This is a genomic window from Pelagihabitans pacificus (genome assembly GCF_009371985.2).
In the GTDB taxonomy this organism is placed as follows: domain Bacteria; phylum Bacteroidota; class Bacteroidia; order Flavobacteriales; family Flavobacteriaceae; genus Pelagihabitans; species Pelagihabitans pacificus.
Genome location: NZ_VIKU02000001.1, coordinates 1107628 through 1130740 on the forward strand (window position 1 = coordinate 1107628; position 23113 = coordinate 1130740).

General features: G+C 43.5%; 18 protein-coding genes. 11 read left to right on the plus strand and 7 right to left on the minus strand.

Annotation, left to right across the window (positions count from 1 at the left end; translation table 11 throughout):
- Positions 1-184 precede the first annotated feature (184 nt).
- The 5 genes from FK220_RS04875 (at position 185) to FK220_RS04895 (ending at position 6608) form a co-directional block, all read left to right on the plus strand.
- The gene (locus FK220_RS04875; RefSeq protein ID WP_152573653.1) at positions 185-1633 is read left to right on the plus strand and encodes an autotransporter outer membrane beta-barrel domain-containing protein; all 1449 of its coding nucleotides are present in this window, start codon (positions 185-187) and stop codon (positions 1631-1633) included.
- A gap of 105 nt (positions 1634-1738) precedes the next feature.
- Positions 1739-4573, plus strand: coding sequence for a TonB-dependent receptor (locus FK220_RS04880; protein WP_152573139.1), 2835 nt, complete (start codon positions 1739-1741; stop codon positions 4571-4573).
- A 146-nt stretch (positions 4574-4719) separates the two neighbouring features.
- Positions 4720-5028, plus strand: a complete 309-nt coding sequence (locus tag FK220_RS04885) for a T9SS type A sorting domain-containing protein (RefSeq protein ID WP_152573140.1) — start codon at positions 4720-4722, stop codon at positions 5026-5028.
- Between the two features lie 172 nt (positions 5029-5200).
- Complete coding sequence (locus tag FK220_RS04890; protein ID WP_152573141.1) at positions 5201-5524, plus strand: T9SS type A sorting domain-containing protein; 324 nt, start codon at positions 5201-5203, stop codon at positions 5522-5524.
- 103 nt (positions 5525-5627) lie between these two features.
- Complete coding sequence (locus FK220_RS04895) at positions 5628-6608, plus strand: LuxE/PaaK family acyltransferase (RefSeq protein WP_152573142.1); 981 nt, start codon at positions 5628-5630, stop codon at positions 6606-6608.
- Between the two features lie 68 nt (positions 6609-6676).
- On the opposite strand, the gene FK220_RS04900 is transcribed toward FK220_RS04895, so the two are convergent.
- The gene (locus FK220_RS04900; protein WP_152573143.1) at positions 6677-8344 is read right to left on the minus strand and encodes a formate--tetrahydrofolate ligase; all 1668 of its coding nucleotides are present in this window, start codon (positions 8342-8344) and stop codon (positions 6677-6679) included.
- A 167-nt stretch (positions 8345-8511) separates the two neighbouring features.
- Between FK220_RS04900 and FK220_RS04905 the strand changes: the two genes are divergently transcribed.
- A complete protein-coding gene (locus FK220_RS04905; RefSeq protein WP_152573144.1) occupies positions 8512-11109 on the plus strand; it encodes a DUF3857 domain-containing protein in 2598 nt (865 codons plus the stop codon).
- Positions 11110-11160: 51 nt separating this feature from the next.
- Here the strand turns inward: FK220_RS04905 and tyrS are convergent, their stop codons facing one another.
- On the minus strand, positions 11161-12459 hold the full coding sequence (gene tyrS, locus FK220_RS04910) for a tyrosine--tRNA ligase (protein WP_152573145.1): 1299 nt from the start codon (positions 12457-12459) through the stop codon (positions 11161-11163).
- Positions 12460-12561: 102 nt separating this feature from the next.
- Between tyrS and FK220_RS04915 the strand changes: the two genes are divergently transcribed.
- Positions 12562-13569: an NAD-dependent epimerase/dehydratase family protein gene (locus FK220_RS04915; protein ID WP_152573146.1), complete on the plus strand. Its 1008-nt coding sequence runs from the start codon at positions 12562-12564 to the stop codon at positions 13567-13569.
- Here the strand turns inward: FK220_RS04915 and FK220_RS04920 are convergent.
- From FK220_RS04920 to FK220_RS04930, 3 genes are read right to left on the minus strand one after another with little or no spacing between them, the layout of a single operon-like run.
- The gene (locus tag FK220_RS04920) at positions 13550-14008 is read right to left on the minus strand and encodes a DUF4296 domain-containing protein (RefSeq protein ID WP_238718899.1); all 459 of its coding nucleotides are present in this window, start codon (positions 14006-14008) and stop codon (positions 13550-13552) included. The two genes, FK220_RS04915 and FK220_RS04920, sit on opposite strands and share 20 nt — an antisense overlap.
- A complete protein-coding gene (locus FK220_RS04925; protein WP_152573147.1) occupies positions 13995-15332 on the minus strand; it encodes a dihydroorotase in 1338 nt (445 codons plus the stop codon). Before FK220_RS04925 ends, FK220_RS04920 begins: the two co-directional genes overlap by 14 nt.
- A gap of 1 nt (position 15333) precedes the next feature.
- Positions 15334-16062: a polyprenol monophosphomannose synthase gene (locus tag FK220_RS04930; RefSeq protein ID WP_152573148.1), complete on the minus strand. Its 729-nt coding sequence runs from the start codon at positions 16060-16062 to the stop codon at positions 15334-15336.
- A gap of 191 nt (positions 16063-16253) precedes the next feature.
- On the opposite strand from FK220_RS04930, the gene FK220_RS04935 reads away from it, so the two are divergent.
- The 3 genes from FK220_RS04935 to FK220_RS04945 are packed head-to-tail and all read left to right on the plus strand — an operon-like array spanning position 16254 to position 19330.
- Complete coding sequence (locus FK220_RS04935) at positions 16254-17921, plus strand: ArnT family glycosyltransferase (RefSeq protein WP_152573149.1); 1668 nt, start codon at positions 16254-16256, stop codon at positions 17919-17921.
- The gene (locus tag FK220_RS04940) at positions 17922-18578 is read left to right on the plus strand and encodes a DUF4271 domain-containing protein (protein ID WP_152573150.1); all 657 of its coding nucleotides are present in this window, start codon (positions 17922-17924) and stop codon (positions 18576-18578) included.
- A 5-nt stretch (positions 18579-18583) separates the two neighbouring features.
- A complete protein-coding gene (locus FK220_RS04945) occupies positions 18584-19330 on the plus strand; it encodes a uroporphyrinogen-III synthase (protein WP_152573151.1) in 747 nt (248 codons plus the stop codon).
- Between the two features lie 190 nt (positions 19331-19520).
- Here the strand turns inward: FK220_RS04945 and pckA are convergent, their stop codons facing one another.
- Both pckA and FK220_RS04955 read right to left on the minus strand, forming a co-directional pair.
- A complete protein-coding gene (gene pckA / locus FK220_RS04950; protein ID WP_152573152.1) occupies positions 19521-21137 on the minus strand; it encodes a phosphoenolpyruvate carboxykinase (ATP) in 1617 nt (538 codons plus the stop codon).
- A 68-nt stretch (positions 21138-21205) separates the two neighbouring features.
- Positions 21206-21592, minus strand: a complete 387-nt coding sequence (locus tag FK220_RS04955) for a DUF423 domain-containing protein (protein ID WP_152573153.1) — start codon at positions 21590-21592, stop codon at positions 21206-21208.
- 82 nt (positions 21593-21674) lie between these two features.
- Here FK220_RS04955 and FK220_RS04960 point away from each other — a divergent pair, with 82 nt between their 5' ends.
- Positions 21675-23045, plus strand: a complete 1371-nt coding sequence (locus tag FK220_RS04960; protein WP_152573154.1) for a saccharopine dehydrogenase family protein — start codon at positions 21675-21677, stop codon at positions 23043-23045.
- Positions 23046-23113: the final 68 nt, after the last annotated feature.

Sequence of the window (23113 nt, forward strand, 5' to 3'; positions counted from 1 at the left end):
TGTAAAGATAATACGCTAAGGGCAAAACCGCTTAACTTTCATTTAATATCGTAACATTTAATTAACCAATAGAAAATAAAGGTTTAACAAAGGGGTAACACGGCTTTTACAGCAGCCCCGTTTATTTGCAGTGGTTCAAAAAGAGTGAATTCAAACATTAATTATGAAATTTAAATCTAAAAAAATGAAAAAAGTAATTTTTGCTATGTCAATTGTTGGAATGTTGGCGTTAGTCTCTTGTGGCGACGATGACAATGACCCCATCGAGCCTGTAGCGACCTGTAATGACGGGGTTCAGAATCAAGGGGAGACAGGCCTCGACTGCGGCGGGCCAAACTGTCAAGCCTGCGAGGTGGAGCCAACCTGCACCGACGGTATCCAAAATGGCGATGAAGCCGGGGTAGATTGTGGTGGTTCATGTCCAGAAGTATGTGACACTACCGGAGGTATTATCGAGGTATCGGAAAATATTACCTCGGATACTACTTGGAACGCTGACAATATCTACGAGTTGCAAGGTAGAATTACGGTAACGAATGGTGCCACTTTGACCATAGAGGCTGGTACTATTATCAAGGCTTTTGCAGGTACAGGGGCAAACGCTTCCGTATTGATTATAGCACGGGGTGCGAATATCGAGGCATTGGGTACAGCGACACAGCCTATTGTGTTTACATCTGTAGCTGATAATATCGAACTTGGACAGACTGCCGGTACCAATCTTACCGAGAATGATCGAGGTTTGTGGGGTGGATTGATAGTTTTGGGCAACGCTCCTGTTTCTTTGGATGGCGATGCCACGGAGGCCCAAATAGAAGGAATACCCGCTAGTGACACCAACGGTCTTTATGGAGGGAATGATGATGCTGATGATTCCGGAACTATCCAGTACGTTTCCATTCGACACGGTGGAGCCTTAATCGGTGAAGGAAATGAAATTAATGGACTTACTTTAGGCGGAGTAGGTAGCGGTACTACCATTGATAATGTGGAAGTAGTGGGCAACGTCGACGATGGAATCGAATTCTTTGGAGGTTCCGTCAACGCATCAAATTTATTCGTCTGGGCACAGGGAGATGATGCCATCGATATTGATCAGGCGTATTCTGGAACCATCACTAATGTAGTAGTGGTACAAGGAAACATTTCGGATCATGCTCTAGAGATTGATGGTCCGGAAGGTTCTTTAGATGGAGCCTTCACCCTTACGGATGTAACATTATTTGGTTTGGATCAAAATGTGTCTGAGGGTGAAATTGCGGATTATCGTTCAAATGCCCAAGGATCTACCAGTAATGTACTAGTTACAGGATTCACTGGGATAGGACAGATTGAAGTAGATGGCGAAATGACAGATTTGGTCTTGTCTGACGTAGAACTGGATAATGATGGGGTAGCTGCAAACTATACTGCTGGAGAACTAACTTTTTCAGCATGGGAAATTGTTCTTCCCGAAGGTGTTACTTCTTCTGATGAGATTTTTGACGACCGCTCGGATGTTGGATCTTCGTTTGAGACAGATGCCGCCACCTTCTCTTCCTCTGTTGCTGATACAGCCTCAGCTACAGTAGGTGCCAATACCTCTGCGTTTTCATGGACTTATTCCAACAACACGGCTAATCTTGGATTTTAAGAAAGCTGTCTTCCTAAAAAAAGGAATTAATTAATATGAGTTGCTCGTCTTTTTTGCAAAGGCGGGCAATTCATTTATTAACAAATCGAGTTAAGATAGAATTTTATGAAATTCAGAATCACATTTGTCTTCTTTGTTTTTTTGTCGATATTTTATGGATCGGCACAACAAGGAACTGTATCGGGTACCGTGAACGATGGCGAGTTTAATGATGTTTTGCCCTTTGCAAATGTTTTGGTTAAAGGCAGTTCAAAAGGAACGACATCGGATTTCGATGGAAAGTATACATTGAACCTCGAGCCTGGCACTTACACCATTGTTTATTCGTTTCTCGGTTATGAAACCAAGGAAATTACGGAGGTAAATGTAAATCCTGGGTCGGAAACCATAGTGGACGTAACACTAAATCCTGCCTCCAGCCAACTGGATGAAGTGGTCGTAGTAACCACGGCATCAAAGAATACTGAAGCTTCGGTACTCAATCTGCAGAAACGATCCGTTGCGCTTTTGGATGGGCTATCAATTCAGAGCATTAAACGTTCGGGTGCCAGTGATATAGCAAGCGCTGTGAAAAGTGTTCCTGGTGTTTCGGTTCAAGGGGGAAAGTTTGTGTACGTCCGTGGTTTGGGAGATAGATACACGAAATCCATTCTTAACGGTGTTGACGTACCCGGACTAGACCCGGATAGAAACACGTTGCAGCTAGATATCTTCCCGACTAACATTTTAGATAATATCATCGTCGTTAAGTCTTCTACCGCAGATCAACCTGCCGATTTCACAGGAGGAGTTGTTGATATTGTTACCAAAGACCTTCCAACAAAGGAGGAATATAGTATTTCTTTGGGGGTAGGCTACAATTCCACGATGCATTTTAACAACGACTATCTTAGTTATGAAGGTAGCGATACCGATTTTCTAGGGTTTGACGATGGATTAAGGGATTTGCCAATTCAACAAAGTACTGAGATTCCTATTCCAGCACAGGATGGTGTAACGGTACGACAACTAACCCGGAGGTTTGAGTCTACCTTGGCTGCCCAACAAGAACAGAGTTTGATGAATTTCAATTTTGGCTTCACCGCGGGAAATCAGTATAATTTAAACGAGGATGGCACAAAAAGGTTGGGTTACCTTGCCTCAATCTCCTACAGAAATACCACAGAATTTTATGAGGATTACATAAATGGGCAAGTTTTTAGGAAAGATGACCAAGATAGATCTGTTCTCGAGCTGATCGATGATAGAACGCAAATCGGTGATTTGGGAATCAATAGCATATTGCTAAACGGTTTAGCAGGTATATCACTTAAAACCGAACAGTCAAAATATAAACTCAACGTGCTTCATATACAAAACGGGGAAAGCAATGCCTCTTATCTTCGTCAGGAAAACTTTAGTGTTAATTCCAACGTAAACTTCAGAGATGTTCTTGTATACACAGAACGCTCAATTACCAATGTTTTGCTGAACGGTCTGCATACCAATCAGGACGCCAGTTGGTCTACTGAATGGAAAATAGCTCCTACCTTATCCCGAATATACGATAAGGACTTTAGGGTCACACCTTTTCTCGCCAACGACAACGGAACATTTACCATTTCACCAAGTGAGGCCGGTGATCCCACCCGCATTTGGAGGGATCTGCAAGAAATCAATCTAGCCGGTAAATTGGATATCACTAGAAAACACCAATTGTTCGGAAGGGATGCAAAATTGAAGTTCGGAGGTGCCTACACTTATAAACAACGAGATTTTGTGGTAGACCAGTTTGCATTTCCCGTACAGTCAAGAGGTTCTAACTTCAGTCTACAGTTCGGAGGCGATGCCGATCAGGTTTTAGCACTGGATAATATTTATGCCCTGGACACTGGCGAAGGAACCTATGTTCGAAGGGATTCCAATATTTCGGATACCTTTGATTCAGAAATAAGCGTTTCCGCCGCCTATCTTTCGGAAGAATTTAAACTATCCTCAAGATTAAATGCCATATTGGGCGTACGAATGGAGATGTTCGACTTGAAGTATACGGGGGAACGACAGGATGGAACCCGACTTGAAGATGAACAAATATTAGACAAGACCGATTTCTTTCCATCGGCAAATTTTATCTACGACTTGAATGAAGATGCCAATAAAAAGGTACGTGCTTCCTATTCGAGGACTACTGCACGCCCATCTTTCAAAGAGGCTTCAATTGCTGAGATATTTGACCCGGTTTCAAGTACATTTTTCATTGGTAACATCGATATACAACCTACTTATATTAATAATTACGATATCAGGTTCGAGAGTTACGGGGAGGGAAACAACTTCTTCGCCGTAAGTGGTTTCTATAAGACTTTTGATGACCCGATTGAAGTGCAGTTTATTCGTGAAGCTAGAGGTCAGTTCAGGCCTTTGAATTTAGGTGATGCCAAAGTTTTTGGAGCTGAGTTGGAAATTAGGAGAAACTTGGGTTTCATACCAGGCTGGGAAGACTTCAATCTTAATGCCAATATATCAATCATTGAATCTCAACAAAACTTCAGCGAAAATGAGGAAGATGCTAGGAGAGACAACCTCCGAGAGGGAGAAACGCTGGATGATAACAGGCAGTTACAAGGTCAGTCTCCTTATCTCATCAACTTTGGTGTAAATTATGATAATGAGGACAATGGATGGCAAGCAGGATTGTTTTATAACGTTCAAGGAGAAACTTTGGAAATTGTGGGCAACGGGGATATTCCAGATGTTTTTACACAACCTTTCCATAACCTAAAATTGAATTTTAGTAAGGAATTTGGGAAAGAGATACAACATAAAATATCCTTAAATTTCTCCAATATTCTAAACGACGATATTGAAAGCTTCTATAAATCTTTCGGGGCGGAAGATAGAATATTCTCGTTCAGAAGCCCAGGTCAAACTATTTCTTTGGGGTACAGCATGCAGTTTTAATCATGTTTCAATTATAATAATTTATAAATGACCGTCCAAAACCAATTGGGCGGTCACTTTGCATTTTGGCCGGATTTTTGCTCAATTATGGATATTTGGTAATGATAAAACATCATTTTTAGTATCTTTAGCGTATATTATTGTAGATGAAGCACTTTTACCTAATTGTATCTTTTCTTTTCATCACTTTTGCCTCGGCCCAAGACTCCAAGGCGAATGGTGAAATTGATGGGTTTACCCTATACCCAAATCCGGTGACCGATGGTAAGGTGTTTATCAATACGGCGGCCAATGCCCCCAAGAAAATACTGATTTTTGATGTCCTGGGTACCCAAGTGCTCCAAACGACTATTTTTGGTGCCGAATTGAGTCTTTCCGACCTAGACACCGGTGTTTATGTGCTCCGTGTCTTTGAAAAAGACAAAGTAGCTACGCGAAAGTTGATTGTGAAGTAAGTGCCTCTTCCGAATGGCCCTCCGACCATTTTTTAGTTCCCGAATCGCCAGAAAATCCGATGAAATGCATTCCTTTTTTCATTGACCTACATTTTGTCGAATTTCACAACAATTTTAAGGTGTAGGTTTCCCCTTTCACTACCTTTATTATGTTGATCCCAAATCAATACCTATGAAGTTATTCTACGCTGCGCTATTTTTAGTGTTTACCCTGCATGCCTTTGGGCAAGATCCGCCTTCACGACAGGACTCCAAAAACGAGGGGGTCCCTGGATTTAAACTATACCCCAATCCCGTTTTTGACGATGTAGTATACATCACTACCGACCGCAATGCGCAAAAGACCGTAGCCATTTACGATGTCTTTGGCGAAGTCGTACTTCGGGATGTCATCAAGAACAACATCTTGAACATTTCCGATTTGGTCCCAGGGGTGTACGTACTTCAAGTGATGGAAGCGCAAAAAACGAGCACGCGAAAACTAGTAGTGAAGTAAACACGATTTTTCGGTTCAATACCTAAACTACTTTATATCGCTAGTAGCTACCTATCTTTCCTTTAAGGTATCGAGTGAAAGCCAAATTGGCTAATTTTGCTTAATGATCGGCATCCGGAAAATCTTTACTATCGGCAGCGCGGCGGAATTTGATGCCATTGCCCTGGAAGTTTTTCGGTATCAGTATCAAAAAAATCCTGTTTACCAACAATTTTGTGACCATTTAGGTGTCACCACCACTTCCGTAGAACAGGTTCTAGACATTCCTTTTCTGCCCATAGAATTTTTCAAATCCAAAAAAATCCTGTCCAATGACAGGACGCCCCAAGCCATTTTTACAAGTAGTGGTACCACAGGGAGTAGTACCAGCAAACATTTTGTGACAGATTTGCAACTGTACCAACAGAGCTACACCAAAGGTTTTGAACATTTCTACGGACCCATAACGGACTGCTGTATATTGGCGCTACTGCCTTCCTATCTTGAACGCGAGGGCTCCTCCTTAGTGTATATGGTCGACGATCTCATCAAAAAAAGCGGACATCCTGAAAGTGGTTTTTATCTCGGTGACCTTGATCGTTTGGCAAGTACCTTGAAAAAGCTGGATGCCCGGGGAACTTCTGTGCTACTGATAGGAGTGTCTTTTGCGCTACTCGATTTGGTGGAAAAACATCGTTTTGACCTTCAACATACGGTTGTAATGGAAACGGGAGGTATGAAGGGCCGAAGAAAAGAAATGATTCGGAAAGAACTGCATCTCCTCCTTGGTGAGGGCTTTGGCCTGGACACCATTCACTCCGAATATGGGATGACCGAATTGTTATCCCAAGCCTACTCCAAAGGCAATGGTGTTTTTAATACACCACCCTGGATGCGGGTAATGGTTCGGGATACCGAAGACCCTCTCACCAATCAGACATCAGGGAAAACAGGAGGCATCAATATCATCGATTTGGCCAATGCCAACTCCTGTTCGTTTATCGCTACCCAAGATTTGGGAAAAGTACTGAAGGACGGTAGTTTTGAAATCTCGGGCCGATTCGATCATTCCGATATCCGGGGATGCAATCTGATGGTTCTCTGACCAAAACATCCAAAGTATTCCGGCCCAGGTAAAAAGTGAAAAATTACCCCTGTGGAAAGTAAACGGATTTAGAACAATCCCGTGATATTTCCTTCGGCATCAATGTCTATTTGTTCCGAGGAAGGATGCGCCGGCAAACCGGGCATTCGCATGATATCCCCCGTAATCGGAACCAAAAATCCTGCACCGGCGGCAATTTCGATTTCCCTCACCGTAATGATAAAATCCTTTGGCCTTCCCAGGAGTTTGGGATTGTCCGACAGCGATTTCTGGGTTTTGGCAATGCAGACAGGTAGGTTCCCAAGGCCCAGATTGGTGATTTTTTTGAGATCATTTTTGGCCTTTGCCGTATAGTCTACATGCTCTGCCCCGTAAATTTTTGTGGCGATCGTTGCAATCTTTGATGGCACATCCATGTTCCAGTCGTATAAGGGAGTAAACCCATTACCATTGGTCTCGATTAGTTCAACCACTTCTTTGGCCAATTCCAAGGCACCCTCGCCACCTTTGGCCCAAACCTCTGTTACGGCCACGCGCACCCCTAATTTCTTCGCTTCTCGCTGAAGTAGTGCCACTTCCTCGTCGGTATCGGTAGCGAAACGGTTAATAGCTACCACACAGGGCAAACCGAACAATCGAATATTCTCTACATGCTTCTCCAAGTTGGGAATCCCTCTGGTCAATGCCTCCAAATTTTCATCGGTCAAATTAGTAAGGCTTACCCCACCATGATATTTCAGGGCCCGTATAGTTGTAGTCAATACCACGGCTTTGGGTGAAAGTGCCGCACTTTGACATTTGATGTCAAAGAACTTTTCCGCACCTAGGTCAAAACCAAACCCGGCTTCGGTCACCGTATATTCGGAAAACGACATACCCATCCTAGTGGCAATGACCGAATTGGTGCCCTGGGCAATGTTGGCAAAAGGCCCCCCATGGATGATAGCCGGATTCCCTTCGATCGTCTGTACCAAATTCGGTTTGATAGCATCCTTTAAAAGGGCGGTCATGGCCCCTTCGGCTTTCAGATCCCTTGCGAAGATGGGTTTTCTGTCGAAGGTGTATCCGATAAATATTCCCCCCAGACGTCTTTTCAAGTCTATCAAATCATCTGCCAGGCATAGAATGGCCATAATCTCCGAGGCCGCGGTAATATCAAAACCGGTTTCACGGGGAACGCCGAAGGTGGTACCCCCAAGACCTACGATAATTCGTCGAAGCGCTCGGTCGTTCATATCCAATACCCGCTTCCAAGAAATGGTACGGGCGTCGAGTCCCAAAGAATTGATCTTGCTCTGAATATTGTTATCGATCAATGCTGCCAGTAGGTTATGGGCCTTTTCTATAGCCGCAAAATCACCGGTGAAATGGAGGTTGATATCCTCCATGGGCAATACTTGGGAATACCCACCTCCCGTGGCGCCCCCTTTGATTCCAAAAACAGGGCCCAACGAGGGTTCCCTAAGCACGACCGTAGTTTTCATGCCCAAGCGGTTCAGCCCTTCCGACAGACCGATGGAAATGGTGGTCTTGCCCTCTCCGGCAGGTGTAGGCGATATCGCCGAGACCAGGATAAGGTTGCTTTGTTCGGCCTTGGTTTTACTGATTTTGGAGAGTGGTAGCTTTGCCTTATACTTTCCGTACATCTCAATTTCATCGGAGGCTATTCCGAATTTTTCGGCAATTTCCGTAATTGGTTCGAGTGTAACTCCCTTGGCAATCTCGATATCGGTCATGTAACTTTATGTAAATGGTTGGTATGAATTCACAAAATAACTAAGAAGATAACGATTTTATCGTTGAGGTGCACAATCCCTCAAGGATTGTGCTAAAATTCGTCTTATTTCTCAATATAATTCTATTTTAGCCGTTTCATAACCAAACCAGCAGACCAGCAAACTTTATGTCCAAGTTCATACAAACCATAGGACTTGCCCTATTACTTTGGAACTTAGGGGCATCTGCCCAAAAAGTATCCAAAACAACACATCCAAACTGGGTAGCTCCCGTTTCACGCCCCGAAAACACAACTCACAAACTTTTGGAAGACCAAGGTGGGTTTCAATACCTACTTCTTGATTTTCAGGACAATGTAGCCGATAAGGAATTGTATCGCCACTATATCATTAAGATAATCAATTCGGAAGGAGTGCAGGCAGTGTCAGACATCAGTGCCTCCTACGATCCCTCCTATCAAAAGCTATATTTCCACCAGATAAGTCTGATTCGGGAAGGTGTTGAAATGGATAAGCTTGCCGATAGCGAAATCAATGTGTTTCAAAGGGAGACCAATATGGAAAGGTCGCTATATGATGGTTCCCTGACCGCGGTAATAAATCTCTCCGATGTTCGTGAGGGCGATATTCTGGAATATTCCTATAGTATTCGAGGTTTCAATCCTATCAATAAAAATCATTACTCGACTACCTTTTATCAAGAGTATACTGCACCAGTAAATCAGATTTATAGCCGTGTAGTACTCGATAAGTCGCGAAAGTTGAATTTCAAACTTTTTAATAATGCAAAACCACCTGAAATCATCGAATCCCGACGATACAGGGAATACATTTGGGATAATGAGGGACACGACTATTTTTCATATGATAACAACGTACCAAGCTGGATAAATAAGCAAAAAAGAGTATCGGTCTCTACTCTCGACAACTGGAAAGAAGTAGTGGACTGGGCAAAAGAGTTGTACAAATACCCTAGGAACAACTTTGATATTATGCAAGACCTCGATATCGAGGATATCCCCAAGAACGAACAAATAACGACACTCATCCGGTTTGTTCAAGATGAAGTACGCTATCTTGGCCTCGAATCGGGGATGGGAGCCTATAAACCCAATAGTCCAACAAAAGTTTACAAACAACGCTATGGCGACTGCAAGGACAAATCGCTGCTGTTGGTTTCGCTGTTGACCGATCTCGATGTGAGCGCTTATCCATTATTGGTAAATACGCAATTAAAAAAGGAGATAAAAGAATTATTACCAAGTCATAATCTGTTCGATCATTGTATTGTATACTTTAACTTTGAAAACCAAGACTATTTTGTTGATCCAACGGTATCCAACCAAGGGGGAAACCTTGAAAACATAAGTTTTCCAACTTACGATTTTGGTCTTGTGATAAAACCTAATACCAATCAACTTATTCCTATTCCCAACCGAGACAAAAGCACTTTATCGATTACAGAGACTATAAATATCGACTCTATTGGAGGCAGCGGATTCATTAAGATAGAATCAGAGTACACCGGTGCCAAGGCCGACTACATTAGAGGTTACTTTAACTCAAATTCGAAAGAATCAATTAAAAAGGAATATGCCAATTTCTATAGTAGTTTGTATAACGAGATAGAACCTGCTGGTGATATTAAGATAAATGATGGACTTAGAAATTCTTATAATAGTTTATATATCGAAGAAACCTACCGCATAAATAAATTGTGGTCTACTACCGACCAAGGTGTCCTTTATTTCGAAGCCTATCCCTTAGTACTGGAATCGCTCATCAATTATCCCGTCTCTGCGAAAAGAAGTATGCCCTACTATTTGGGGGAACCCCATTCTTTTAACCAAAAAACCATTATCAATCTTCCCGAACCATGGAACGTAAATGACACGGATAAAATTATTGAAGGGAAAGGTTTTACCTATAAAAGTTCGGTTCAAGGGCTTGGAAGTAGAATCACAATCGATCACTCCTACGAGCTCGAAATAGAAACAATCGATGGAAGTGAGGTCTCGGACCTGTTGACAAAAAATGATGAAATCACTAAGGATTTATCCTTTATGATTAGCTATGATAAAAACTTGGAAGGATTTAAGTATAGTTGGGCCTCTATTCTAGTATTAATACTCGCACTTGGTCTTGGGATTTTCTTTTTTCTTAAACTTTATCGGGACTATAATCCAGAGTCACATCAGTACATTGAGGAAAAACCTATTGGTGGCTGGCTTATTTTACCGGCACTTGGCTTGATACTCACCCCAATAGTGGTTCTTGTACAGATAATTACAGAAGACCCCTTAAACCATAATACATGGCTATCCCTATATCGGGCGGACACAGAAAGCCCAATTGCACTAGTGCTCCTTTACGGGGTGGAACAACTATATAATTACTTATTTTTGATGTTTTCCGTGTTATTGATCATATTGTTTTTTCAAAAGCGATCAAGCATACCCACTTTAATGATCATCTTTTATGGTACTAGCTTAGTGGTTCCCATAGTAGACCTTTTTTTGACGAAGCTGTTGGCATCAAACTTGTTAAGTGATTCGGACGGTCAAGCTTTATATGCCGATATTGGAAAGAGGTTTGTCGGCGCGGCGATTTGGATTCCATATTTTTTAACGTCCCAAAGAGTAAAGGAAACTTTTATCAAAAAACATAGTGCTTCCAAGCAAGACTCCTCAATCGAGCAAAACCAAATCTCATTAAATCCGACCACGCCACCGATTAAAGATGAGCATTCAAAATACAGACCCTGAAACCAATAAATTCATGTTAGCAATATGTCAAGAGAAGAAAAGTTGTAAAATTCAGGTGTCAAAGACCAACACAAAATAACTCTTTTTTCCCCGTTGTAATAGCACGAACTTATTGTTGATCAAGTCGTTCGAAGTAATTAAATGGTCTTCCTTGACCTTTGCCTTATTGACCGAAATCGAATTCTGTTTCAACTCCCTGCGAGCCTCCCCGTTCGAGCTTAAAAAACCTGTTTTGGCGGCTAACGCCCCGATCATATCGAGACCGTTTTCCAATTCGGACTTTGCTATTTCGGCCTGAGGCACCCCTTCAAAAACTTCTAAGAAGGTTTTTTCGTCCAACTTTTTCAAATCCTCGGAGGTCGATTTCCCAAAAAGAATTTCGCTCGCCCGCACAGCGTTCTCCAAATCCTCTTTTGAATGTACCATCTCGGTAATCTCTTCCGCCAACTTCTTCTGAAGCAATCGTAGATGTGGGGCCCCTCGATGTTCCCCAACCAGTTGTTCGATTTCCCCCTTCGAAAGAAAGGTGAATATCTTGATGTATTTCTCCGCATCTTCGTCCGAGGTGTTCAACCAATACTGGTAAAATCGATAGGGAGAGGTTCGGTGTGCATCCAACCACACGTTGCCGCCTTCGGTCTTCCCAAACTTGGTCCCGTCGGTCTTGGTGATCAACGGACAGGTCAAGGCAAAACCCTTTCCACCGGCTATCCTTCGAATCAGTTCGGTACCTGTGGTAATATTCCCCCATTGGTCGCTACCGCCCATTTGCAGAGAACAATGGTGGTTTTGGTAGAGGTACAGAAAATCATAGCCTTGTACCAATTGATACGTGAATTCAGTGAACGACATACCCTCTTTGGAATCCGAAGAAAGGCGTTTTTTCACCGAGTCCTTCGCCATCATATAATTGACCGTAATATGCTTGCCAACATCGCGGATGAAATCCAAAAATGAAAAATCTTTCATCCAATCGTAGTTGTTCACTAAGACCGCCGCGTTTTCGGCATCGCTTTCGAAGTCTAAAAATCGGGCCAATTGTGCCTTTAAGGCTTCCTGATTATAGCGCAGGGTAGTTTCATCCAACAGGTTGCGCTCCGCGGATTTACCCGAGGGGTCCCCGATCATTCCAGTGGCCCCACCGACCAAGGCGTAGGGCTTGTGCCCGGCCAGCTGAAAGTGTCGTAGCATCATCACGCTGACCAAATGGCCGATATGGAGGGAGTCGGCCGTTGGATCGATTCCCACATAGGCAGCTTGCATTCCGCTCAGTAAATGCTCCTCGGTACCGGGCATCATATCGTGCAACATACCCCGCCATTTTAATTCTTCGACAAAATTAAAAGCCATGCTTCCTGATTTGTGTTTATCCTGCAAATATAAAGAACTCCCCTTGGGTTTTGTCTTTTGCCCCAAGCAAAATAATCCGGCCCAAATCGCTAACTTTAGCCCATGGTTTTGGTCACTGGCGGTACAGGTTTGGTGGGGTCACATTTGCTGGTGCACTTGTTGGGGAATGGTATTTCGGTAAGGGCCATTCATCGTAAGGGAAGCGATCTTCAGCGCGTACGGAAAGTGTTTTCCTATTATGTCGGGAATCCCACTGAACTATTTCAGAAAATAGATTGGGTCGAAGCCGACGTCAATGATATTCCCGCCTTGGAAAACGCATTTGAAGGTATCGACCGGGTGTATCATTCGGCCGCATTCATCTCTTTTGATCCCAATGACTATGATGCCCTACTAAAGATCAATGCGGGGGGAACGGCAAACATCGTTAACCTTTGCCTCGCGAAGCGCGTACAAAAACTATGTTACGTGAGCAGTATAGCCACTATGGGAGGTAGTGCGGATAGTGCCAAAATCAACGAAGAAAATGAGTTTTTGGAATTACATGCCAATGTATATGCCCGTTCCAAATACCAAGCGGAATTGGAAGTGTGGCGCGGATCACAGGAAGGGCTTCCCGTTGTTATCATAAATCCCGGTATCATTATCGGTCCCGGTTTTTGGGAAGGTGGAAGCGGAACGCTCTTTGCAATTGCAAAGAAAGGGTATTCCTATTACCTCCCTGGAGGAACAGGTTTTGTTGGCGTTAACGATGTGGTTCGAATGTTATATCGATTGATGCATTCCAATGTCACTAACGAACGGTATCTGGCCGTATCCGAGAACCGGAGTTATCGGGAAATAATGACATTGTTGCAGACCAACCTCGGTTTGGAAGCACCTACAAAACAGCTTCAATTTTGGCAACTAGGGCTTTTTCGACTACTTGACTGGCTCTGGCACAGTATATCTGGCCGCGGCAGACGACTTACCAAAAACAGCATCCATTCATTAAGACATCAGGAGTCTTATGACAACTCAAAAATCCAAAGAGATTTCGATTTTAGTTTTGAGCCCTTGAATGCGGCGATTGGTTTCTCCTGTTCAAAGTTTATGGAAGAGAATCGGTAGTTTTCGTGATTTCCTTTTTCATTTTGCTGGGCGAAGATGATTTTTTCCGTTCACGTTCCAACAACTTAAGACTATCATTGATTTTTTTTTGTCGCACTACTTCCTCTTGTTGTTTTTCTATTCGTTCCTTTACCTTGGTATGAATATCTTCATACTCGACCGGTAAGGACGCGTAGTAGCGATCACTCTGTACAAACTGTGCACTATCGACCCCGTATTTCTTAAAAATATAGGGCATCGGTTCGATACCGTTTTCCCTTAGTACCGATACATTCGTCGTCTTTGCCGCGTTGATCAAGCTCAAATCAGTGAGCATTTCCACCATTTTCTCTTTGGGAATTAGTCTTTCTGGTGGCTCCAGTACCTGCTCCCCACAGGAAAACAGTATCACTGCCCCCAACAGCAAAAAAAAACTTGGATGGTTCTTAATCTCTTTCAAAAGTTAATCTCTTAGCCTTTCGCAGCTCGGAAAAACGACCTTTCTCGTAGGCCAGATGTCCGTTTACAAAAGTATGGGTAATTTGTGATTTAAAAGTCGTCCCCTCAAAAGGCGACCATCCACATTTATATACGCTATTCGAAGGCGTTACCTTCCAAGGATTATTGATATCGACCACTACCATATCAGCATAGTAGCCTTCCCTCAAATACCCCCGTCCTTGTATCTCGAAAAGAATCGCGGGGTTGTGGCACATCTTTTCCACCATTTTTTCCAAGGAAATCGCCCCCTCATGAACCTTTTCCAACATGGCAGGTAGGGCATGCTGTACCAAAGGTCCTCCTGACGGGGCCTTTGTATAGACATTGTCTTTCTCCTCAAGTAAGTGTGGCGCATGGTCGGTGGCAATGACATCCAAACGATCATCCAAAAGGGCTTTCCATAGCTGCTCCCTGTCCGCGGCCGTTTTCACGGCAGGATTCCATTTGATCAAGGTTCCTTTGGTGTCGTAATCCGCCTCGGAGAACCACAAATGGTGAATACATACCTCTGCCGTTATTTTCTTTTGTGACAGTGGGATGTCATTTCGGAACAATTCGGTCTCCTTTCCCGTAGATAAATGGAACACATGCAAACGCGCCCCCGTTTTTTTTGCCAGCGCAATGGCCTTTGAGGAAGAAAGATAACACGCTTCTTCGCTTCTGATAACGGGATGAAACTTGACCGGAATGTCATCCCCGTAACGGGAGATATAGTTCGCCAAATTTTTTCTAATGGTACTTTCGTCCTCACAGTGTGCCGAGATGACCATTTCCGTATTGAGAAAAATCTGCTCTATGACCGCCTCGTCATCGACCAACATATTGCCCGTTGAGGAACCCAGGAACAGCTTCACCCCGGAACAGGCATTTTTATCCAAACGCTTTATTTCTTCCAAATTGTCATTGGTACCGCCAAACAGAAAGGAATAATTGGCGAAGGCACTCTGGGCGGCTATTTGAAACTTTTCCTCCAGTTTCTCGATGGTAGTGGTCTGTGGGTTGGTGTTGGGCTGTTCCATAAAGGTGGTAATACCCCCGGCAACCGCCGCCCTGCTTTCCGTTGCAATCGTCCCCTTATGGGTGAGGCCGGGTTCCCGAAAGTGTACCTGATCATCGATTACGCCGGGCAGCAAATAGTGTCCATGAAGATCAAACACCTTTGCTTGCGGGTCGCTGATATCACGGTCAATTTTGAGAATGATGTCGTCCTTTACCAATACATCACTTTCATGGATGCGATTTTCATTGACCAACATCACGTTTTTAAGCAACTGCTTCCCCATATTAAAATCGTTTTTTCTGGAACATACTACGCAATTTCATTACAAAGACCCCCCAAACGGCCTCCTTGATAATTGATCCGCTCATTTTGGATTTCCCCTTCACCCGATCGCGGAAGACTATCGACACCTCTTCGATTTTATATCCTTGAAGATAGGTTCTGAACTTCATCTCTATCTGGAAGGCATAGCCGATAAAACGAACCGAATCAAGGTCGATAGTTTCCAAAACATGACGCTTATAGCACACGAAACCGGCGGTAGGGTCATGTACCCGCATGCCCGTAATCATTTTTACATAAAATGAGGCACCATACGATAACAAAACGCGGTATAGTGGCCAATTGACCACGTTGACCCCTTTTTTGTAGCGAGAGCCTATCGACATGTCGGCCCCATTGGCACATGCTTGGTAAAGTCGCTCCAGGTCTTGCGGATTATGGGAAAAGTCCGCATCCATTTCAAAGATGTAATCGTACTTACGGGCAATGGCCCATTTGAATCCGTGAATATAGGCCGTGCCCAAACCTGATTTTTCCTTTCGTACTTCCAAAAAAAGCTTGTCTCCAAATTCGTGCTGCATTTCGGTGACCCGTGCAGCCGTGCCATCTGGTGAATTGTCATCGACAACCAGTACATGAAAACCCTTTTTCAGGGAGAAGACGGCCTTGACAATCGCCTCAATGTTCTCGATTTCATTGTAAGTTGGGATAATTACTAGACTGTCGGACATTAATTTTTAAACTATTGAACGTATCCGAGTTTCTGGTTTGTGGGTAAAAAGAAAGATGCGAACAAATTCATTTTGGCAAAAATAGTATTTTCAATCAGGGTGTTAAAATAGGTGAACGGTATTTATGCTTTTTTTAGAGGATAGGGATAGGCAAGAATTTGTAATTTTGATTTCTGAATCAGCCACGATACATGCCATCAAAATTTCCCAAAATCTTTTTATATCTCTTAGGGGCTATTTTGGCCATCAATCTATTGCAGGCACACTTTACGGAACTTATTTTCGACGAAGCCTATTATTGGCACTATGCACAGGATATGGCCTTTGGTTATTTTGATCATCCGCCCATGGTCGCTTGGATGATTCGGGCCGGTTGTCTTTTTTTTGAAGGGGAACTCGGGGTACGTTTTATTAGCTGCCTATTCTCCGTTGCAACACTGGCAACACTTTGGTTGACCATCGACCACCCCAAAAAAAACGATTTCATACCCCATTTCTTCATCCTGGCGTTCTCTATGACACTTTTGAATGCCTACGGATTCTTCACCCTTCCCGATACACCACTCTTGTTTTTTACCGCACTTTTTTTGTTGGTATATAAAAGATTTACCGAGAAACCCTCGGCTTTAGCGGGCATTTTTTTAGGCCTCGTAATGGCAGCGCTCATGTACAGTAAGTACCACGCAGTACTGGTCATTGTGTTTGTGCTGCTTTCCAATTTAAAACTCCTGACCAATAAATACGCCTGGCTGGCCGTGGCGGTTTCGTTACTCGCTTACCTACCCCATTTTTTATGGTTATACCAAAACAACTTCATCTCGATCAAATACCACTTATTCGAGCGACCGAACGATGCCTATCGATTCGACAAATATACCCTTGGTTTTTTGGTCAATCTAGTAGCTCTTTTTGGGCTCACTTTCCCATGGGTGTACCGTGCGCTATTTAAAACCCGGCCTAAGGATACTTTCACACGGGCCTTGGTTTTCCTTACCTATGGGGTGTTGCTGTTCTTTTTCGTTTCGAGCTTTAACCGACGTGTACAGACGCAATGGATTATCGTGGTTTCGATTCCTCTCGTTATTCTGGTGTTCTACCATTTAATCAAGGATGTCAAGACGCGAAAATGGATTTTCCGAATGGGACTGATCAACATTGCGGTATTGCTGTATCTGCGCTTAGGCTTGGTAATCCCCGCTCTATTTCCCGTACATTACGAAAGCCATGGTAACAAGCTATGGACAGGCGAACTGAAATCAAAGATAGGAGATATCCCTGTAGTCTTCGAAAATACGTACCGGCTGGCACCGATGTATGCCTTTTATAGGGATGTCCCAACCTATTCGTTGAACAATATCAATTACCGGCAAAACCAATACTCCATAGATGAAAGTGAACGTACCGTGCAGCATCGGAACGTCTATTATGTATCTCCATTCATGACCAACGAAGAAGTGGCCTTTACCAATTTAAAAGGGGATATTTACTATGGAAAGTATATCGAAAACTTTGAGTCGTTCCGAAAGCTACGCGCCTATGTAAAACCCAAAACCTTTACCCTTTCGAGCGAAGAGGAACATTTGCTACAGGTTTACAACCCGTATGATACCGATATCGATTTATCGAAATTGAAGTTTGCAGTGGGATATTTGAACGATTACAAGCGCATCAAGGATATAATTCCGATGAGCGTTCGACCGATCGATGGGAAAATTGTGGTCTTGAAATCAAATGATACGACGAATTTTACGTTTAAACTTCCGAAACCAAAAATGAAAGACCCTGGATACTTTAGAATAGGGATCTCTGAGAACGGTCTGCGATATGGACTCAACGGAAACAGTATCAAATTAGAATAAATGGAACCCATTCTTAGAACGGCAACTAACACTGATTGGATCACCATCCTGATTTTTTCGAGCCTTCTTTTCGTTGTAATGGCCAAAAGCATGTTCTATAGCAGATTTCTGAACTTCATTATTCTGCCCTTCAACAACAAGTACGTTTTTATGTATAACAAAAAAGATCGCTTGATAAATTGGTTTCACGTTTTCTTTACTATTTTCCAGACCATCAATTTTGCGCTTTTTATTTATCTGGCTCAAAATATCCTCTTGGATGTTGGTCATGATTCATACCCTGGCATGTTCTTGATTATTTTGGCGTTCCTACTACTTTTTTTACTCCTAAAAGTCGCATTGCAATTGGGCAACGGCTATATTTTTGGCTCCAGAAAAGTCATTTCCGAGATTATTTTCAAAAAGCTATCGTACCTCAACTATAGCGGTGTAATCATGTTCCTTGCGAATGTGACCCTTTCTTTTGTTTTACGGGACGCAATCTTTGTAGTTTATTTAGCGATATTCCTAATTCTGTTGGTGAATGCCATTGGTTTGGTCACTACACTAAGGAATCATCAAAAATTCATTGCGACTCATTTTTTCTATTTTATTTTGTACCTTTGCGCACTTGAAATTTCACCCTTGGTGATAATAGGAAGTTACCTAAACCGCTGATAGATATGAAAGTAAAGACGATTTTGGTTTCCCAGCCAGAACCGAAAATGGAGAACTCCCCCTACGCAAGACTTATTGACAAAGAAAAAGTAAAAGTGGATTTCAGGCCCTTCATTCATGTTGAGGGGGTTGACGCGAAAGAAGTACGTCAGCAAAAAATAGACCTCAACAATTATACCGCCATAATCCTAACCAGTAGAAATGCGGTCAACCATTATTTTCGTTTGGCCGAAGAAATGAGGTATAAGGTGCCGGACACGATGAAATACTTTTGCCAATCAGAGGCGGTGGCCTACTATTTGCAAAAATATGTGGTGTATCGGAAGCGGAAAATTTATGTTGGGAAGATGAACTTTACCGACATGGTACCCATGTTCAAAAAGTACAAGGATGAAAAGTTCTTGTTACCCTCCTCGGATTCCTTGAAACCCATCGTACCGGAAACCTTGGACAAAATGGGTGTTGATTGGACCAGGGGCATCTTTTACAAAACGGTCATCAGTGATCTATCAGATCTTAGGGATGTCTATTATGATATTTTGGTATTCTTTAGTCCCTCGGGAATCGAGTCGTTATTGAAGAATTTTCCCGACTTTGAACAGAACGATACCAGAATCGCCGTTTTTGGCAATTCGACTGTTACCGCCGCCACCGAGGCCGGACTACGAATCGATATCCAGGCTCCTACACCCGAAACCCCCTCAATGACCATGGCACTTCAAAAATATATAACTACTGTCAACAAGAAATAAACAACCTCGGAACATTTAAATCTCGATTGGTGAATAAAACCAGCTTGTTCTTTCCAACAGCAAGCTTTATCGGAATGTACAAGGAAAACAGTTAGTTAAAGATACCGACCCTGTGAAGTACTTCACAGGGTTTTATTTTTACAAAGCGGGAGTTAAGAAACCAACATTTCTATTTGGTGGTGTTTTCAGGTCAAAAAGCATACCGCTGCGGGCCGCCTCTTCGAATCTCTTCGCTAGCATAGGCTTCGAACTTCTTGAAATTTTCACGAAAGGCATTGGTCAGTTTAAAGGCCGTGGTGTAGTATGCCTTGTCATCGTTCCATGTGGTCCGGGGACTCAGCACATCGGTCGGGACACCAGGACAGGTTCTGGGCTGGGCCACTCCAAAAACGGAGTGTATATGGTAATCGTCGTAGGAGTACAGTCCCAAATCACCGTTCAGCACCGCGTTGATCATAGCACGGGTGTATTGAAGTTTCATTCGGGTACCTACCCCGTACGGACCACCGGTCCAACCGGTGTTTACAAGCCAAACGCTCACCCCGCTGTCTTGCATCTTTCTACTCAACATCTCCGCATATTTTGCAGGATGCAAGGGCATAAAAGGTGCCCCAAAACAGGCCGAAAAAGAAGGAATGGGCTCTACTACTCCCGCTTCGGTACCGGCAACTTTAGCCGTATAGCCCGAAATAAAATGATAGGCGGCTTGGCTTGGTGTCAGTTTTGAAATCGGAGGCAGTACCCCAAAGGCGTCGGCAGTCAAAAAAAAGATGTTTTTTGGATTTTTTCCGATGGAGGGACGCTGTACGTTTTCAATATGGTAAAGAGGGTAGCTCACCCGGGTATTTTGGGTGATGGTCGTGTCGGCGAAATCGACCACCCCGTTTCCATCCATAATCACATTTTCCAATATGGCTCCCTTTTTAATGGCCCCATAAATCTCAGGTTCTTTTTCTTTGGATAGGTTGATAACCTTTGCATAACAGCCCCCTTCAAAATTAAAGACAGCATTCTCATTGTTCCATCCATGTTCGTCGTCCCCGATAAGCTTTCTGGAGGCATCGGTCGACAAAGTGGTCTTTCCCGTGCCCGAAAGTCCAAAAAACAAAGCAGTAGTACCATCCTTGCCCACATTGGCCGAACAGTGCATCGGCAATGTATTCTTTTCAACGGGAAGAATGAAATTCAGCGCGGAAAAGATGCCTTTTTTAATTTCACCGGTATATCCCGTTCCACCCACTAAAGCAATTTTTCTTGTGAAATTCAATATGGCAAAGTTGTGTTGTCGGGTACCGTCTTCCTTGGCATCTGCCATAAAGCCGGGCGCATTGATGACCGTCCATTCGGGATCGAAGTCTTTTAGCTCTTCCTGGGTTGGGCGAATGAACATGTTATAGACGAATAGGTTCGACCACGGATATTCATTGACCACCCGGATGTCCATCCGATAATTATGGTCGGCACAGGCGTAACAATCCCTTACATAAAGCTCTTTATCATTTAAATAAGCAATTACTTTGTCGTATAACGCATCGAACTTTTCGGGTGTAAAAGGAATATTGATATCGCTCCACCAGACCTTATCCTCGGTAATGGCATCCCTTACAATAAACCGATCTTTGGGAGATCGCCCGGTAAACTCCCCGGTATTCACGGCCAAGGCTCCCGAGGAAGCCTCCCGGCCCATCTTCCTCTCCAAGGTAATTTGGTGTAAATCATCGGGAGAGAGTTGATAGTTGATATTGGCATGGGTAATTCCATACGATTCCAGAGAGATGGAAGTTGGTCGGTTTTTCGAATTGTTCATTCAGTAGCGGATTTGATGGGGCAAAATTATCATAAATATATTTTTGGCCTATAAATTTTGAGAATATATTAGTCGAAATAGCGTAAACAACCAAAGCCTAACAAGCCCCAACCTACCATCAGAAAGACACCTCCTACCGGGGTTATAAAACCGATTGTCCTAAAATCAAAGCTGGTGAGCTCATTGGTCGCCAAAAAATAAATCGAGAAAGAAAAAAGTAGGATGCCGGTCAGCAGCGCATAAAAAATCCATCGTTTGCGTGTATCGGGCAACTGTCCGAGCTTGCCCAAAATCAATAACACGAGGGCATGATACATTTGGTAGCGCACACCTGTCTGAAAGGTATCGATTGCCGCCGTATCAACGAGCTTTTCCAATCCGTGTGCCGCAAAGGCCCCCAATGCCACAGCTAACGCACCTAGTATACAACCTGTCACAAAAATTGTTCTGTTCATAACTTTACAATCACTTTTCATTAAAAATATCACAATTTGATACCTTCGTATTTCGTTACAACAAAGGTAATCATAACAGCGCATGCACAATATACTGGTACTCGGAGCGGGCAAATCAACCTCCTATTTATTGGATTATATTCTGGAAAAGGCACCTACGGAAAAGTTGCATTTGACCATTGGCGATTTGCATCCCGAGTCAATTTCCGACAAGGTAAAAAACCATCCTTCCTGTACTGCTATTACCCTGGATATTTTCAAGGATGAACAACGTACGAAGGCAATTCAGGCCTCCGACATCGTGGTATCGATGCTTCCGGCCCGTTTTCATGGTAAGGTCGCGATCGATTGCATTGCGTTTGGAAAACACCTGGTAACTGCCTCCTATGTTAGCAAGGAGATAAAGAGTTTGGATGAACAGGCCAAAAAGAAAGGCCTGGTCTTTATGAACGAGATTGGCCTTGACCCTGGTATCGACCATATGAGTGCCATGCAGGTCATCGACCGCATTCGCGCCAAAGGAGGAAAGATGTTATTATTCGAGTCGTTTACAGGCGGACTGGTGGCTCCTGAGAGCGATGACAACCTGTGGAACTACAAGTTTACCTGGAATCCTCGAAACGTGGTAGTGGCAGGACAGGGCGGCACCGCCAAATTCCTTCAGGAGGGAAGTTACAAATACATCCCCTATCACAAACTGTTTCGACGCACCGAATTTTTCGATATCGAAGGCTATGGGCGCTTTGAAGGATATGCCAATCGGGATTCGTTGGACTATCGAGAGGCTTATGGCCTTCAAGACGTGCTTACCCTTTACCGAGGCACCATGCGGCGCGTAGGTTTCTCCAAAGCATGGAACATGTTCGTACAATTGGGCATGACCGACGACAGCTATCATATCGAAAACTCGGAGGGCATGTCATATCGCGAATTCGTAAACCTGTTCCTGCCCTATTCCCCTACCGACTCGGTGGAACTTAAACTACGCCACTACCTGAAAATCGATCAGGACGATATCATGTGGGACAAATTAGTGGAGCTCGACCTTTTTAGCCATGAAAAGAGCATTCGCCTGAAAAATGCAACCCCGGCCCAAGTGTTACAGACCATTTTGGAGGATAGTTGGACGCTCGCGCAAGATGATAAGGACATGATTGTAATGTATCACAAATTCGGGTACGAGCTTCATAGTAAAAAACGGCAAATTGACGCCAATATGGTGGTTATCGGGGAAACCCACACGCACACTGCCATGGCGAAAACGGTCGGACTTCCGGTAGCCATCGCCACCTTGTTGATCCTGAATAAAAAAATAACCACGCCTGGGGTACAGATTCCGATTACCCGGGAAGTCTACGAACCTATTCTTGCGGAGCTCCAAAAGTATGGGGTCGTTTTCAAGGAATTCGAAGTGCCCTATTTGGGGTACAACCCGGACTCTGTTGCAAGCTAGTCAATTCCTTCCTTTGTCAGACCTAACAATAGTGGATAGCCCTATAGTCTACCCTCCAATTTCTTTAA

What these genes read in the sequence shown, in the direction of transcription:
- FK220_RS04935 (WP_152573149.1), top strand. Translation starts at nt 16,254, where the DNA reads ATGCCATCAAAATTTCCCAAAATCTTTTTATATCTCTTAGGGGCTATT.
- FK220_RS04890 (WP_152573141.1), top strand. Translation starts at nt 5,201, where the DNA reads ATGAAGTTATTCTACGCTGCGCTATTTTTAGTGTTTACCCTGCATGCC.
- pckA (WP_152573152.1), bottom strand. Translation starts at nt 21,137, where the DNA reads ATGAACAATTCGAAAAACCGACCAACTTCCATCTCTCTGGAATCGTAT.
- FK220_RS04955 (WP_152573153.1), bottom strand. Translation starts at nt 21,592, where the DNA reads ATGAACAGAACAATTTTTGTGACAGGTTGTATACTAGGTGCGTTAGCT.
- FK220_RS04895 (WP_152573142.1), top strand. Translation starts at nt 5,628, where the DNA reads ATGATCGGCATCCGGAAAATCTTTACTATCGGCAGCGCGGCGGAATTT.
- FK220_RS04960 (WP_152573154.1), top strand. Translation starts at nt 21,675, where the DNA reads ATGCACAATATACTGGTACTCGGAGCGGGCAAATCAACCTCCTATTTA.
- FK220_RS04945 (WP_152573151.1), top strand. Translation starts at nt 18,584, where the DNA reads ATGAAAGTAAAGACGATTTTGGTTTCCCAGCCAGAACCGAAAATGGAG.
- FK220_RS04885 (WP_152573140.1), top strand. Translation starts at nt 4,720, where the DNA reads ATGAAGCACTTTTACCTAATTGTATCTTTTCTTTTCATCACTTTTGCC.
- FK220_RS04880 (WP_152573139.1), top strand. Translation starts at nt 1,739, where the DNA reads ATGAAATTCAGAATCACATTTGTCTTCTTTGTTTTTTTGTCGATATTT.
- FK220_RS04930 (WP_152573148.1), bottom strand. Translation starts at nt 16,062, where the DNA reads ATGTCCGACAGTCTAGTAATTATCCCAACTTACAATGAAATCGAGAAC.
- FK220_RS04875 (WP_152573653.1), top strand. Translation starts at nt 185, where the DNA reads ATGAAAAAAGTAATTTTTGCTATGTCAATTGTTGGAATGTTGGCGTTA.
- FK220_RS04900 (WP_152573143.1), bottom strand. Translation starts at nt 8,344, where the DNA reads ATGACCGATATCGAGATTGCCAAGGGAGTTACACTCGAACCAATTACG.
- FK220_RS04925 (WP_152573147.1), bottom strand. Translation starts at nt 15,332, where the DNA reads ATGGGGAAGCAGTTGCTTAAAAACGTGATGTTGGTCAATGAAAATCGC.
- FK220_RS04915 (WP_152573146.1), top strand. Translation starts at nt 12,562, where the DNA reads ATGGTTTTGGTCACTGGCGGTACAGGTTTGGTGGGGTCACATTTGCTG.
- tyrS (WP_152573145.1), bottom strand. Translation starts at nt 12,459, where the DNA reads ATGGCTTTTAATTTTGTCGAAGAATTAAAATGGCGGGGTATGTTGCAC.
- FK220_RS04905 (WP_152573144.1), top strand. Translation starts at nt 8,512, where the DNA reads ATGTCCAAGTTCATACAAACCATAGGACTTGCCCTATTACTTTGGAAC.
- FK220_RS04940 (WP_152573150.1), top strand. Translation starts at nt 17,922, where the DNA reads ATGGAACCCATTCTTAGAACGGCAACTAACACTGATTGGATCACCATC.